The sequence below is a fragment of the Leclercia sp. LSNIH8 genome, assembly GCF_002920195.1.
Classification (GTDB): domain Bacteria; phylum Pseudomonadota; class Gammaproteobacteria; order Enterobacterales; family Enterobacteriaceae; genus Enterobacter.
In genome coordinates this window covers 1-13,714 of the sequence record NZ_PQJY01000022.1, presented here as the reverse complement: position 1 = coordinate 13,714, position 13,714 = coordinate 1, and the positions used below count along the sequence as shown (strand labels likewise).

The window sequence follows — 13,714 nt, the reverse complement described above, 5'->3', positions numbered from 1 at the left end:
GATAGTTTTCACCCCACTGGCGGCCTGGCATAGGCATTACCGTGCGGCGTGTTTCTAATCTCATACCTTTAAGGTATTGCTCGTGAGTTATATCCAGTGTCCAGATCACTTCAGCCTTATCCCCGCTAATAGTTCCGCAGCAGGTGGCACCGCCCTCGCCATGAGCAAATGCGTTCGCACCTGCAACACCATTCACGCTAAACCCTAAAACAGGCCTGTCGAGTTCATTGTGAATAATCAGCGTAACCGGCCCTGACGGCGGTCCCCAGACAGCCGCCCACACCGACCAGCCAAGATAGATCACCACCGGCAGTAACAGTGCCCCCCAGAGCCATTTTCCCCAGCGGGCATACCCCCGGTTAACCGCACCGTCTATTTTCCCGAACGCGTTAAAAAATCCCATTTTAATCCCTTAAAATCAGTGCATACTCTGGCGCTGCTTTTGTGCCACCTGTGCGGCAATATCTTCAGCGGAAGGGCTGTTAAAACCCGTGCTCCACCATAAGTAGACGTTGTCATCGGGCAGGAAATAGGCATGGAGATAGTTTTCACCCCACTCACGTTTTGGCAAAGAAAGTATTAACTTGCGGGTCTCTTTACGCAGCCCTGCGTCGTATTGGGCTCTGGTGGTGCTGAGTGTCCAGATCACTTCAGCCTTATCCCCGCTGATGCTGCCGCAGCAGGTGGCAGCACCTGGACCAGTCCCGTAAGGATTTGTTTTATCGCGTGCAAACGCATTTCCTCCTGCCATACCATTCACGCTAAATCCTAAAACAGGCCTGTCGAGTTCATTGTGAATAATCAGCGTAACCGGCCCTGACGGCGGTCCCCAGACAGCCGCCCACACCGACCAGCCAAGATAGATCACCACCGGCAGCAACAGTGCACCCCAGAGCCATTTTCCCCAGCGGGCATACACCCGGTTAACCGCACCGTCTATTTTGTCGAACGCGTTAAAAAATCCCATTTTAATCCCTTAAAATCAGTGCATATTCTGGCGCTGCTTTTGTGCCACCTGTGCGGCAATATCTTCAGCGGAAGGGCTATTGAAACCCGTGCTCCACCATAAGTAGACGTTGTCATCGGGCAGGAAATAGGCATGGAGATAGTTTTCACCCCACTCACGTTTTGGCAAAGGAAGTATTAACTTGCGGGTCTCTTTACGCAGCCCTGCGTCGTATTGGGCTCTGGTGGTACTGAGTATCCAGATCACTTCAGCCTTATCCCCGCTGATGCTTCCGCAACAGGTTGATTTACCGGGACCAGTCCCGTAAGGATTTGTTTTATCGTGTGCAAACGCGTTTCCTCCTGCCATACCATTCACGCTAAATCCTAAAACAGGCCTGTCGAGCTCACTGTGAATAATCAGCGTAACCGGCCCTGACGGCGGTCCCCAGACTGCCGCCCACACTGACCAGCCAAGATAAATCACCACCGGCAGTAACAGTGCCCCCCAGAGCCATTTTCCCCAGCGGGCATACCCCCGGTTAACCGCACCGTCTATTTTCCCGAACGCGTTAAAAAATCCCATTTTAATCCCTTAAAATCAGTGCATACTCTGGCGCTGCTTTTGTGCCACCTGTGCGGCAATATCTTCAGCGGAAGGGCTGTTAAAACCCGTGCTCCACCATAAGTAGACGTTGTCATCGGGCAGGAAATAGGCATGGAGATAGTTTTCACCCCACTGGCGGCCTGGCATAGGCATTACCGTGCGGCGTGTTTCTAATCTCATACCTTTAAGGTATTGCTCGTGAGTTATATCCAGTGTCCAGATCACTTCAGCCTTATCCCCGCTGATGCTGCCGCAGCAGGTGGCAGCACCTGGACCAGTCCCGTAAGGATTTGTTTTATCGCGTGCAAACGCATTTCCTCCTGCCATACCATTCACGCTAAATCCTAAAACAGGCCTGTCGAGTTCATTGTGAATAATCAGCGTTACCGGCCCTGACGGCGGTCCCCAGACAGCCGCCCACACTGACCAGCCAAGATAAATCACCACTGGTAGCAACAGTGCACCCCAGAGCCATTTTCCCCAGCGGGCATACCCCCGGTTAACCGCACCGTCTATTTTTTTATATGCGCGGAAAAATCCCATAGTTTATTTTCATCCCTGATGTTGAATACCATTTTTCAGGACTTGCTCCAGCGAGACTTTATCCTGAACTACATTTTCTAATGCAGATTGTATAGTTACTGATTCCAGTATTTTTTTACCGCCATTGAGATAAAAAAGGGCATACAATTTTTGCTCTGTGCCTGATTTCATTTTCGCTTCGCATGCTTTGTTCAGCGCTTTTTTGACCATGTCACGTTGTACACAAGGGGGAATATGCTGACTCGAGGGCAATTTTTGCCATGCGGTTAATACACTGGTTACCTCCGGTTCATCCGCGATGTATTGCCATTCTTCTTTATTCAGCCGTATAGCACTATCTCTGGCATTTATTATGAGTGAAGAGGGGATATTTACAGGATGCCATCCATTTTCTTCAGGTGACCACCACTGTGAAACCCCTCTAAATAATATACAGTGCCATTCCCGATCGTTACGGCTCGCCAGCAGATTAATGACATTACGGGTATAAAAACGCACCAATGCTGCTGCTCCATCGGGCGAAATAATGGTGCATGCAGCAGAAAGCTGAACGGACAGAGCCCCTCCTGAACGTGAAGAGGCAATAACAGCTGTTATACCCGGTATAGATTCAATATAACGTTGTAAAGCCTCTTTATTTTTTAACGCAAATAACCAAGGGCCATAGTTTTTGAACTCAGCAAGCTGTGGATGAAGATACAAAGAATACAGAGCCGATGCGTGTTCATTATAAAAATCCTGAAAAGCATCCGGTGTTTGCGCACCGCCTTCCAGTAACAGAAAGAGTTGTGTGGTAGTTGATTCAGGTAGCGCCTGCATCATCTTAGTGACATCCATTAACTATGCTCCCTGAACAATAGCGTCGTTGGCTTTGATGGCATTGAGGAAGCACTCAATACATATTGTGCCACTAAGCGGCGGATACTTGCCGGGGAGAAGCGGAATGGGTAGCGGCATGGTAGCCGCACCCGCCGCCATTGTCCGCTTCGTCCTTCTCAGGTACGTCCCCGTGGTGCCGTACTCGATTTTCCCCGCCGCCAGCCGCAGGTAGCTCCCCCCGCCAATCAGCGTGATGCGCTTTTTCCCGGCAAACGCGATATCACTCACCGACGTCAGGGTGAGCTTCTTCCGGGCAAACAGCTGCATCCTGCCGTTCTGCGCCTGCATCTCCACCGGGCCTTCGCTGGCCTTCAGGCTCAGCTGGCCGGTTCGCGCAAACAGCCCCAGGTTTTCCCCGGCCAGGGCCGTCATGCTGCCCGTCACGCCGAGGCTGATATCGCCCCCGGCGTTGATGGCAGCATTTTTTGTGGCCGTCATCTGCAGGTGCTCCCCGCTGGTCAGCGCCATCCCTTCCGGGGCGGAGAACAGCAGGGTTTCGTTCAGCGGCTTCAGCCGCGTTTCAAACATCGCTATCTGGCTGTCGATGTCCGCCTTCAGGGCCTGCGCCTGCCCTGCCGCCACCTCCAGCTGCTGAAGCTGCTGCAGGCAGATATCAATTTCCTTCAGGGCGGTCTCCCTGTCCAGCGCCTCGCCCTGCGCCTTCTGCTGCCCGTCGGCGGTGATGAACAGCCCCTTTGCGACGCGAATGACGCCGTGCTCATCGGTCCGGAGTTCAAAGCCTTTGCCCCGGGGGTTCTCCTGCGCATCCACCAGGTGTCCTGCGCCGAGCTGCGTTTTGCCGTACTCCGTGGCGAGCCTGATATGTTCTTTCTGGCGCCGGTCTTCCATCCGCAGCCTGTTGTTCGCGGGCGTGCGCAGCACGTTGCGGGTGTGGTTGTCGCGGGCGACAGGGTCCGGGTGTTCAGAATCGTGCAGGGCATGGGAGATATACGGCAGGTCGATGTCGCCGCTGCTCCAGGCGATGGCCACTTCGGTACCGTCGGTAAGCGGGGTGTGCCAGCCGTACGTCTCCCCGGCATACGGCTTCGCCATCCGCAGCCACAGGTACGCGAAGCCCTGCTCCGCATCGTCCCGGTCAAAATCCAGCCTGACGCGGTAGCGGCCCTGGTCGTCAAGGTGGGCGCAGATGTCGTTCTTCTCCCGGCTTTCAACCCGGGCAGGCAGGGTGCCGTGGATTTCCGGGCGCGGTCTTTCTGCCGGGCGGAAGCAGTGGCGTTCGGTGTAGGGTATCCCGTCGACGGAGACGTGCAGCCGGGTGTCGCGGGCGGCATGGTACGCCAGCGATGTGATGACCACGCCCTCCTTAAGTGCCCGGATGACCGCGCCCTGCGGCTCCAGCACCTGGCCCGGCAGCAGGCAGGCGGCGTTACTCTCAAGATGAACATGCGCCGAGGCGTTCAGCGCCCGCTCATGGTGGAGACGGGCATAAAAGGCCCCGGATTCGGTCTCCGGCTCCGGGTCACTGTCGTCCCCGGCTTCCCGGTACGGCGCCGTGTAGCGGTAGTGCTCCCCGGTGGTCACCGCCTCACTGCGCACGCTCACCGTGGCGTCCATCGGTGTCCCGGCGGTACGGTAGTTGTAGTCCCGGGTGCTGACCCTGCCTGTGACCACCTGGTTCAGGGTGTACACGTCCCATACCGACTCCTCTGCCCCGTCATACAGCCCGGACGGCTCGCGGTACGGCAGATGAACGTCAAACCGGTAGTTCAGCTGGCTGTCGGCAAAAATCACCACCTCCAGCCCGCGGGCCTCGTCCGTCTCCGTGCGCCAGAACACCCCCACCTCAGACAGGATACGCTGCACAAACCCCAGGTCCGTCTCCCGCCACTGGGTAATCAGCTCCCGCGCCGGATAGGTGCGCTCCAGGCGGAAGTCAAAATCCGCCCCTTCCAGCCCGTGGTCGCGCAATACCTGCTCCACCACCTCCGGCACAGACCGGCCCTGAAACACACGGCACCGGCGGGTGCGGCTGAGCAGCGCCAGACGGGAGCTCAGCTCCACCCAGTAATGCGACTGGTCGGCGGTGGTGGACAACCACGCCAGGTGCGTGATGATGCCGTGCACCGCCTTACCGCTGCGCATGCGCAGGGTGGCGTGCTTCATCAGCACCTCTTCAGGGGCGAGCCTGGTCTGCGGGGTGGTGAAGTCGATGGTCCAGCGGCACGGTTCGCTGAGGGCTTCGCGGCCGCTGAAGCGCAGGACATCGGGCGTGACGGGGGCGTCGTGTATTTCAAGGGTGTAGCGGGTCTGTCCGTCAAAAAGCGCCAGCCGGTTATCCATAACAAAGCCATATTTAACGTAAGGTTAATCAGGATGGTTGCACGGAGACGCGCCGGAGTAAATGCCTGAAACAGCAGTTAAATTCTGAAATATGCGGAGCAATTTCAGATTGCCATCACTTTCCCCAGCGCCTGCGCCAGCTGCGCACGGGTAAAAGGCTTACGCAGCAGCTCCACATCCGGCAGCTGTGGGTTATGTGCCGGGCGCAGATCCTGGCCGCTCATCAATAGCACGGGGAGATGCGGGAACTGCTGGCGGACCTGCTGGATCACCTCCGCGCCGCTCAGGGTGCCGGGAAGCATTAAGTCGCTAATAAACATCTCGATATCCGACGATGCGCTCAGCATTTGCAGCGCCTGCTCGCCGGTTTCCGCCTCCAGCGTCAGGTAGCCCAGCTGGTGCAGTTGTTCGCACAGGGTCTGGCGGACATCGCTCTGGTCGTCCAACACCAGTACCAGCCGGTCGCTTCGTACCGCTGCGGCTGCCGCCAGCGTCTCTGGCTGGGGAAGTGCCTGCTGGGTGGCGCGGGGCAGATGCAGCCGCACGGTGGTGCCCTGTCCGGGGGCGCTTTCGATCTCCACCCGCCCGCCGGACTGGCGCACAAAGCCATACACCATCGACAGCCCCAGCCCGCTGCCGCTGCCGGTCTGCTTGGTGGTGAAGAAGGGTTCAAAGACCCGGGATTTGATGGCCTGCGACATCCCACAGCCGTGATCGATCACCTCCAGCGCCACCATATCCTGCCTGCGTCCGTCGCTGCGGGTGACGCGCTGGTTCCAGGTGCGGATTTTTATCACTCCACTTTGCCCTTCCATCGCATCCCGGGCGTTCATCACCAGGTTGATGATGGCGTTTTCCAGCTGGCTGATGTCAATCCACGCCGGCCAGGCCGGGGTCTGCGCTTCGATCTCCAGCGAAAGGGTGGCGGGAAGGGAGTGGCGCATCAGCTCGGCCAGGTTTTCCAGCAGGGGTTTCATCTCCACCGCGTGCGGGTTCAGGGACTGCTTGCGGGAGAAGGCCAGCAGGCGCTGGGTTAACAGCGCCCCGCGCTCGGCGGCCTTCAGCGCGCGGCTGATGCGCGGCGCATCCGGTGAATGGGGGTCGGCCAGCTCCAGACTGCCGATGATCACCGCCAGCAGGTTATTGAAATCATGCGCCAGCCCGCCCGTCAGCTGACCCACCGCCTTCATCTTCTGGCTGTGGAGCAGCGCCTCCTCAAGCCCCTGACGTTCAATGCGATCCACCTCCATCTGGGAGGTTTTCTCTTTCAGTAGCCGGGTGGTGTGTTCCAGCGAGGCGGTATTGCGGGCAAAGACGTTAAATGCCCGCGCCAGCTCGCCCAGCTCATCCCGGCGTTGCAGCGCAGGCACCGAGACATCCTGTTCCCCGTGGGCCAGCTGCGACATCGCCCGGGAGATGGCGGTCAGGTTGGTGCCCAGGTTGCGGTAGATGTACCAGCAGGCAAAGGCGGTAATGATCAGCGCCAGCACGGCGGAAAGGGTAATAAAGACGCTGATGGAGCGCAGCTCCTGATGGCTCTGGGCGGTACGCAGCTGCGAGGCCTGCGCCACCTGCTCCACATACTGATTGATATCGCTGTTGAGGATCGCCACCAGCGCTTTGATGTGAAACATATACCAGCTGATCGACAGGTCGCTCTCTTCCAGCTGCCGGGAGAGCGGGCCGAGCTTGTTCAGCTCGGCGTTAAAATCGGGCAGCACAAAGCCCACCACCGGCTGGGTGGCCCCAGGGGGCAGCATCGCCGTCACCGTATCAAGCTGCTGGATGGTCGCCCGCGGCGAAGGAGTTTCGATGGCGGCAACGATCAGCCGGTCCATCTCGCTGAGGAGGCGGGCATCGGGCACGTTACTGGCGAAGCGGCGGTTGACCTCCTGGAGATGGCGGAGATAGCTCTGGCTCTGGTAGAGCGCGCTGAGCAGGGCATTACGCTCCAGATGGCGTCGTTGCCCGCGTTCCAGCATCCCGGTCACGCTTTGTTGCAGCTCGTTGCTGCGCCGGATGATCCGCGCCACCAGCGCTGGCTCCTGCTGCGCCAGCGGCGCATCGGCAAGCTGCGCCAGCGAATGGCCCAGCGCCGTCTGGGTCTGTTTCAACCGGTTGGCTTCGTCTTTATATTCCAGCGCCCCCACCACCTGCGACAAACGTACCGCCGCCGTCGCCACGTTGGCGGTTTCCCGCGACAAATTCATGCTGCCGGTCATGTCGTCCAGCGTCTGGCGCTGCACCTGCTCCTGGATATGGCTGGCGTGGCGAAAGCCCAGCACCGCCACGCCGCTGACCATTAACGTCACCGCCACCACCAGCAGATTGAAAATCAGCAGGCGGCCACGGGCGCTGGCGAAGAAGGGGGGACGGCGTGAGGGCATGTTGGCTCCGTGGCGTAACTGTGATCCACATTAACTATTCATAACTATGACAAATATGAACGACTTCTGACATTTTGCATTTACCGGGCTGTGATGAAGTGCGGATATCGAACGTCACAGGAGATCCGCCATGAGCAGGACCCCGGTTTTAGAGATGCGCAACATTGCCAAAACCTTTGGCAGCTTTCACGCGCTGAAGGGTGTGGATCTGACGGTCTTCCCCGGTGAGATCCACGCGCTAATGGGTGAAAACGGCGCCGGAAAAAGTACGTTGATGAAAATTCTCGCCGGGGCTTACATCGCCACCAGCGGCGAGATCCTGATCGACGGCAAGCCGTTTCACATCAAAGGCCCGAAAGATGCCCTGGCGGCGGGCATCACCCTGATTTATCAGGAGATGCAGCTGGCACCAAACCTTACTGTGGCCGAAAACATTTTTCTCGGCAGCGAGCTGTCGCGCGGCGGGCTGGTGCAGCGTAAAGAGATGGCGGCTCAGGCCCAGGCGGTAATTGACCGGCTCGGCGCCCAGTTTAAAGCCACCGATCTGGTGATGAAGCTGACCATCGCCGAGCAGCAGCAGGTGGAGATTGCCCGCGCGCTGCACCGCAACAGCCGCATTCTGGTGATGGATGAACCCACCGCCGCCCTCTCCTCTCGCGAAACCCATCGTCTGTTTGAACTGATTTTGCGCCTGCGCGATGAAGGGATGGCGATCATCTACATCAGCCACCGCATGGCGGAGGTGTATGAGCTGTCGGATCGCGTCAGCGTACTGCGTGACGGCCAGTATGTCGGCAGCCTGACCCGCGACAAGCTCAACGCTGCTGAACTGGTGCGGATGATGGTCGGGCGTCCGTTGAGCGATCTGTTCAATAAAGAGCGCGATATCCCTCTCGGCAGCCCGCGCCTGAATGTCCACCATCTCACCGACGGTAGCAAAGTGCAGCCCTGTAGCCTGCTGGTGCGCTCCGGTGAAATCGTCGGGCTCGCCGGGCTGGTGGGGGCCGGGCGCTCGGAGCTGGCCCAGCTGATTTTCGGCGTGCGCAAGGCCACCGGCGGCATGATTGAGGTGGATGGCGAGCCGGTGGTGATCCACTCTCCGCGTGCTGCCATTGAGCACGGCATCGGTTTTTTAACCGAGAACCGCAAGGAGCAGGGGCTGTTCCTTGAGCTGGCGGCGCAGGAGAACATCACCATGGCGACGCTGGAGCGCGACGCCACCTTCGGCATGCTGAACCGCAAAAAAGCGCAGTCGATCTCCGATGACGCCATCGCCCTGCTTAACATTCGCGTGCCGCATTCGCAGGTGCGGGCGGGCGGCCTCTCCGGTGGCAATCAGCAGAAGCTGCTCATCTCCCGCTGGGTGGCGATTGGCCCGCGCATTCTGATCCTCGACGAGCCGACCCGCGGCGTGGATGTCGGCGCCAAAAGCGAGATCTACCGGATCATGAACCAGATGGCGCGCAAAGGGGTGGCGATCCTGATGATCTCCAGCGAACTGCCGGAAGTGGTGGGCATGAGCGATCGCGTCTATGTGATGCGCGAAGGGAGCATTGCCGGCGAACTCCATCGGGCCGATATCACCCAAGAAAACATCATGACGCTGGCGACCGGCGTTAACGACTCTCATCACCAGGCGGTAAAATCATGAGCCAACAAAATAGTCCGCAACAGGTGGCCAAAGCGGCCTCCGCCAAAAAAATGCTGATGGGCGATCTGATGCAAACCATCGGGATCCTGCCGATATTGATCCTGATTGTCGCCGTCTTTGGCTTTATCGCCCCTAACTTCTTTACCGAAAGCAACCTGCTGAACATCACCCGTCAGGCCTCCATCAATATCGTGCTGGCGGCGGGGATGACCTTCATCATTCTGACCGGCGGCATCGACCTCTCGGTGGGCTCGATTCTGGGCACCACCGCGGTGGCGGCGATGGTGGTGTCGCTGATGCCGGAGCTCTCCATGCTCTCGGTCCCGGCGGCCCTGATGCTCGGGCTGGTGCTGGGCACCATCAACGGGGCGCTGGTGGCCTTTGCCGGATTGCCCCCCTTTATCGTCACGCTCGGCACCTACACGGCGCTGCGCGGGGCGGCCTACCTGCTGGCGGACGGCACCACGGTGATTAACTCCAGCATCAGCTTTGAGTGGATCGGCAATAACTACCTTGGGCCGGTGCCGTGGCTGGTGGTGATCGCCCTCGCGGTCATCGTCATCTGCTGGTTCATCCTGCGCCGCACCACCCTCGGGGTACACATTTACGCGGTGGGCGGCAACATGCAGGCGGCGCGCTTAACAGGCATCAAGGTCTGGATGGTACTGCTGTTTGTCTACGGCATGAGCGGCCTGCTCTCCGGTCTGGGCGGGGTGATGAGCGCCTCGCGGCTCTACAGCGCCAACGGCAACCTCGGCACCGGCTATGAGCTGGATGCGATTGCGGCGGTGATCCTCGGCGGCACCAGCTTTGTCGGCGGCATCGGCACCATCACCGGCACGCTGGTGGGGGCGCTGATTATCGCCACCCTTAACAACGGCATGACGCTGATGGGCGTCTCCTACTTCTGGCAACTGGTGATCAAAGGGGCGGTGATCATCATTGCGGTACTGATCGACAAATACCGTACCCGACACCATCAAAGTGCATAACAACAATACCCTACATAACGAGGACGAAAAATATGCGTTTAAAACCTCTTGTTACCGCGCTCTGTGCTGGCGCACTGCTTGCAGCAACCCCGTTTGTCCAGGCCAAAGAGCTGAAGTCCATCGGCGTGACGGTGGGTGACCTGGCGAACCCGTTCTTTGTGCAGATCACCAAAGGGGCGGAGCTGGAAGCACGCAAACTGGCGGGAGATAATGTGAAAGTGACGCTGGTCTCCAGCGGTTACGATCTCGGCCAGCAGGTGTCGCAGATTGATAACTTCATCGCCGCTAAGGTCGATATGATCATTCTTAACGCCGCAGACTCGAAGGGGATCGGCCCGGCGGTGAAGCGCGCGAAAGATGCCGGGATCGTGGTGGTGGCGGTTGACGTGGCGGCAGAAGGCGCCGATGCGACCATCACCTCCAACAACACCCAGGCGGGCGAGATGGCCTGTAAGTTGATTACCGACCGTCTGAAAGGCAAAGGCAACGTGGTGATCATCAACGGACCGCCGGTCTCTGCGGTACAGAACCGCGTGGAAGGGTGCCAGACCGAATTTAAAAAACATCCGGATATCAAGGTGCTCTCGGATAACCAGAACGCCAAGGGCAGCCGTGAAGGCGGGCTGGAGGTGATGACCTCGCTGCTGGCCGCCAATCCGAAGATCGACGGCGTGTTCGCCATTAACGATCCGACGGCGATCGGGGCCGATCTGGCGGCGAAGCAGGCGCAACGTAACGAATTCTTTATCGTTGGCGTGGATGGTTCCCCGGATGCGGAAGAGGCGCTGAAGCGCGAAAACTCCCTGTTTATCGCCACCCCGGCGCAGGACCCGCAGGTGATGGCGGCGAAAGCGGTGGAGATTGGCTATGGCATTCTGCAGGGCAAACCGGCGCCGAAAGAGCCGGTGCTGATCCCGGTGACGATGATCGATAAGAACAACGTCGGCACCTATAAGGGCTGGACGGTTAAGTGAGATCGGTGCGGAGCCTCTTCAACAGGGGCTCTGCATATCACGTAAGGAGTTACCATGAAACGCTCCGAAATTAACGAAATCCTCGGCCACACGCGGCAGTTTTTCTCCATGCACGATGTGCATTTGCCCCCCTTTGCCAGCTTCCCCCCTGCCCGCTGGCAGCAGCTCGACGCACAGGCCTGGCGCGAGGTGTTCGATCTTCGCCTCGGCTGGGACGTGACCGCCTTCGGCGGGGATAACTTCGCCGCGCAAGGGCTGACCCTTTTTACCCTCCGCAACGGCTCGCCCGGCGGCAAACCGTGGGCCAGATGTTACGCGGAAAAGATCATGCACGTGCGCGACGGCCAGGTCACGCCGCTGCATTTCCACTGGCGCAAACGCGAGGACATCATTAACCGCGGCGGCGGCAATCTGATTCTTGAGCTGTGGAACGCCGATGAAAATGAGCAGAAAGAGGATGGCGATATTACGGTCTCCATCGACGGGTGCCAGCAGACTCACGCGGCAGGCAGCCATATCCGTCTCGCGCCGGGAGAGAGCATCTGTCTGCCGCCCGGTTTGTACCACAGCTTCTGGGGTGAAGCGGGCTTTGGTGATGTGCTGGTCGGGGAAGTCTCCTCGGTGAATGATGACGATACCGACAACCACTTCCTGCACCCCACCGCCCGCTATAACAACATTGATGAAGACGAACCGGCCGTGCTGGTGCTGTGTAACGAGTACAGCCTGTTTCGTCTGTAAGGAGTGAACATGCCGCTTATCTCTCTCGCCGACGGGCTGGCGCACGCCCGGGAACAGCGTTACGCGCTGGGGGCGTTTAACGTCCTCGATTCTCACTTCCTGCGGGCGCTCTTTGCCGCGGCCCGCCAGGAGAGCTCGCCCTTTATCATCAACATTGCCGAAGTGCACTTTAAGTACGTGTCGCTCGATTCACTGGTGGAGGCGGTGAAGTTCGAAGCCGCCCGGCATGACATCCCGGTGGTGCTGAACCTCGATCACGGTCTGCATTTCGAGGCGGTGGTGCGGGCGCTGCGCTTGGGGTTCAGCTCGGTGATGTTCGACGGCTCAACGCTCAGCTACGAGGAGAACATCCGCCAGACGCGGGAAGTGGTGAAGATGTGCCACGCGGTGGGCGTGTCGGTGGAGGCGGAGCTGGGCGCGGTGGGGGGCGATGAGGGCGGCGCCCTGTACGGTCATGCCGACGAAGCCTTTTTCACCGATCCGGCCCTGGCGCGGGAATTTGTCGACCAGACCGGCATTGATGCCCTGGCGGTGGCCATCGGCAATGCCCACGGCAAGTACAAGGGGGAGCCGAAGCTCGATTTTGCCCGTCTTGACGCCATCCGCCAGCAAACCGGCCTGCCACTGGTGCTGCACGGCGGATCGGGGATCAGTGACGCCGATTTTCGCCGGGCCATTGAGCTTGGGATCCACAAAATTAACTTCTATACCGGCATGTCCCAGGCGGCGCTGGGGGCCGTAGAACAGCGCATGGCCAACCGGCAGCCGCTGTATGACGAGTTTGCTGAGCTGCTGCTGGGCATCGAAGAGGCGATTACCGACACCGTCGCCGCGCAGATGCGCATCTTCGGCAGCGCGGGGCAAGCATAATGGAACGCCGGGGCATTATCGCGGCGGGTAATATGCTGGTGGACCATGTCCACCAGATTGTGCAGTGGCCAGAGCGCGGCTGGCTGGCGGGGATCACCCATAGCGAGCGCGCCACCGGCGGCGCACCGCTCAACGTGCTGTTAACCGTGGCAAAAATGCATACCGGGATCCCGCTGCAGGCGGTCGGGCTAGTGGGGGAGGATAACGACGGGGATTACATTCTCGCCATGCTCGACCAGTATCACGTCAACCGCCAGCGGGTACAGCGCACTACCTTTGCCCCCACCTCCATGTCGCAGGTGATGACCGACCCCAGCGGTCAGCGCACCTTTTTCCACTCACCGGGGGCGAACCGCCTGCTGGATCTGCCCGCCTTTGACCGGCTCGATTACAGCATGAAGATCTTCCATCTGGGCTATCTGCTGCTGCTCGACAGCCTGGATATGCCGGACGACGGATATGGCACCCGCAGCGCGCGGCTGCTGGCGCAGATGCGCGATCTGGGGTTTAAAACGTCCCTCGATCTGGTGTCGCGTAAGGGCGATCCGCGCTATCAGCCGCTGGTGCTCCCTGCCCTGCGCCATCTTGACTATCTGGTGATCAACGAGCTGGAGGCGGGCGAGTTCAGCGGCCTGCCGATGCGCGATGACCAGGATGCGCCGGTGATCGCGAATATTGCCGCGGCGGCGGCAGATCTGCTGGCCGCGCGGCTGGCGTGGCGGGGATCACCCATAGCGAGCGCGCCACCGGCGGCGCACCGCTCAACGTGCTGTTAACCGTGGCAAAAATGCATACCGGGATCCCGCTGCAGGCGGTCGGGCTAG

The 13,714-nt window shown here is 59.4% G+C and carries 12 protein-coding genes and 1 pseudogene; 6 read left to right on the top strand and 7 right to left on the bottom strand.

Going from position 1 to position 13,714, the window contains the following annotated elements; translation table 11 throughout:
* The 7 genes from C3406_RS25490 to C3406_RS25460 form a co-directional block, all read right to left on the bottom strand.
* Positions 1–403 (bottom strand): hypothetical protein (locus tag C3406_RS25490; protein WP_103826507.1); only part of this gene is annotated, 403 nt, incomplete at its 3' end.
* Positions 404–418: 15 nt separating this feature from the next.
* Positions 419–967, bottom strand: a complete 549-nt coding sequence (locus C3406_RS25485; protein ID WP_103825503.1) for a DUF3304 domain-containing protein — start codon at positions 965–967, stop codon at positions 419–421.
* Between the two features lie 15 nt (positions 968–982).
* Positions 983–1,531, bottom strand: a complete 549-nt coding sequence (locus tag C3406_RS25480; protein WP_103825502.1) for a hypothetical protein — start codon at positions 1,529–1,531, stop codon at positions 983–985.
* 15 nt (positions 1,532–1,546) lie between these two features.
* The gene (locus C3406_RS25475; RefSeq protein ID WP_103825427.1) at positions 1,547–2,095 is read right to left on the bottom strand and encodes a DUF3304 domain-containing protein; all 549 of its coding nucleotides are present in this window, start codon (positions 2,093–2,095) and stop codon (positions 1,547–1,549) included.
* Between the two features lie 9 nt (positions 2,096–2,104).
* Positions 2,105–2,932: a DUF4123 domain-containing protein gene (locus C3406_RS25470; RefSeq protein WP_103825426.1), complete on the bottom strand. Its 828-nt coding sequence runs from the start codon at positions 2,930–2,932 to the stop codon at positions 2,105–2,107.
* 3 nt (positions 2,933–2,935) lie between these two features.
* The gene (locus tag C3406_RS25465) at positions 2,936–5,275 is read right to left on the bottom strand and encodes a type VI secretion system Vgr family protein (protein WP_103825425.1); all 2,340 of its coding nucleotides are present in this window, start codon (positions 5,273–5,275) and stop codon (positions 2,936–2,938) included.
* A 104-nt stretch (positions 5,276–5,379) separates the two neighbouring features.
* On the bottom strand, positions 5,380–7,662 hold the full coding sequence (locus C3406_RS25460; RefSeq protein ID WP_103825424.1) for a hybrid sensor histidine kinase/response regulator: 2,283 nt from the start codon (positions 7,660–7,662) through the stop codon (positions 5,380–5,382).
* Between the two features lie 130 nt (positions 7,663–7,792).
* Here C3406_RS25460 and C3406_RS25455 point away from each other — a divergent pair, with 130 nt between their 5' ends.
* The 6 genes and pseudogenes from C3406_RS25455 to C3406_RS25430 all read left to right on the top strand — a co-directional run.
* Positions 7,793–9,313 carry a sugar ABC transporter ATP-binding protein gene (locus tag C3406_RS25455; protein ID WP_103825423.1) on the top strand — a complete coding sequence of 507 codons (1,521 nt, stop codon included), beginning with the start codon at positions 7,793–7,795 and terminating at the stop codon, positions 9,311–9,313.
* Positions 9,310–10,305: an ABC transporter permease subunit gene (locus C3406_RS25450; protein ID WP_103177892.1), complete on the top strand. Its 996-nt coding sequence runs from the start codon at positions 9,310–9,312 to the stop codon at positions 10,303–10,305. Before C3406_RS25455 ends, C3406_RS25450 begins: the two co-directional genes overlap by 4 nt.
* A gap of 32 nt (positions 10,306–10,337) precedes the next feature.
* The gene (locus C3406_RS25445; protein ID WP_103177891.1) at positions 10,338–11,279 is read left to right on the top strand and encodes an ABC transporter substrate-binding protein; all 942 of its coding nucleotides are present in this window, start codon (positions 10,338–10,340) and stop codon (positions 11,277–11,279) included.
* 54 nt (positions 11,280–11,333) lie between these two features.
* The gene (locus tag C3406_RS25440; protein ID WP_103825422.1) at positions 11,334–12,020 is read left to right on the top strand and encodes a D-lyxose/D-mannose isomerase; all 687 of its coding nucleotides are present in this window, start codon (positions 11,334–11,336) and stop codon (positions 12,018–12,020) included.
* Positions 12,021–12,029: 9 nt separating this feature from the next.
* Positions 12,030–12,890 (top strand): ketose 1,6-bisphosphate aldolase, encoded by an 861-nt coding sequence (locus C3406_RS25435; RefSeq protein WP_103825421.1) that lies wholly within the window; start codon positions 12,030–12,032, stop codon positions 12,888–12,890.
* A pseudogene (locus tag C3406_RS25430) lies at positions 12,887–13,612 on the top strand (carbohydrate kinase family protein); the annotation flags it as partial. The gene C3406_RS25435 and the pseudogene C3406_RS25430, both read left to right, overlap by 4 nt.
* Positions 13,613–13,714 lie beyond the last annotated feature (102 nt).

Excerpts from the sequence above, each read along its gene's own strand:
- C3406_RS25485 (WP_103825503.1), bottom strand. The coding sequence starts at position 967 with ATGGGATTTTTTAACGCGTTCGACAAAATAGACGGTGCGGTTAACCGG.
- C3406_RS25480 (WP_103825502.1), bottom strand. The coding sequence starts at position 1,531 with ATGGGATTTTTTAACGCGTTCGGGAAAATAGACGGTGCGGTTAACCGG.
- C3406_RS25475 (WP_103825427.1), bottom strand. The coding sequence starts at position 2,095 with ATGGGATTTTTCCGCGCATATAAAAAAATAGACGGTGCGGTTAACCGG.
- C3406_RS25470 (WP_103825426.1), bottom strand. The coding sequence starts at position 2,932 with ATGGATGTCACTAAGATGATGCAGGCGCTACCTGAATCAACTACCACA.
- C3406_RS25465 (WP_103825425.1), bottom strand. The coding sequence starts at position 5,275 with ATGGATAACCGGCTGGCGCTTTTTGACGGACAGACCCGCTACACCCTT.
- C3406_RS25460 (WP_103825424.1), bottom strand. The coding sequence starts at position 7,662 with ATGCCCTCACGCCGTCCCCCCTTCTTCGCCAGCGCCCGTGGCCGCCTG.
- C3406_RS25455 (WP_103825423.1), top strand. The coding sequence starts at position 7,793 with ATGAGCAGGACCCCGGTTTTAGAGATGCGCAACATTGCCAAAACCTTT.
- C3406_RS25450 (WP_103177892.1), top strand. The coding sequence starts at position 9,310 with ATGAGCCAACAAAATAGTCCGCAACAGGTGGCCAAAGCGGCCTCCGCC.
- C3406_RS25445 (WP_103177891.1), top strand. The coding sequence starts at position 10,338 with ATGCGTTTAAAACCTCTTGTTACCGCGCTCTGTGCTGGCGCACTGCTT.
- C3406_RS25440 (WP_103825422.1), top strand. The coding sequence starts at position 11,334 with ATGAAACGCTCCGAAATTAACGAAATCCTCGGCCACACGCGGCAGTTT.
- C3406_RS25435 (WP_103825421.1), top strand. The coding sequence starts at position 12,030 with ATGCCGCTTATCTCTCTCGCCGACGGGCTGGCGCACGCCCGGGAACAG.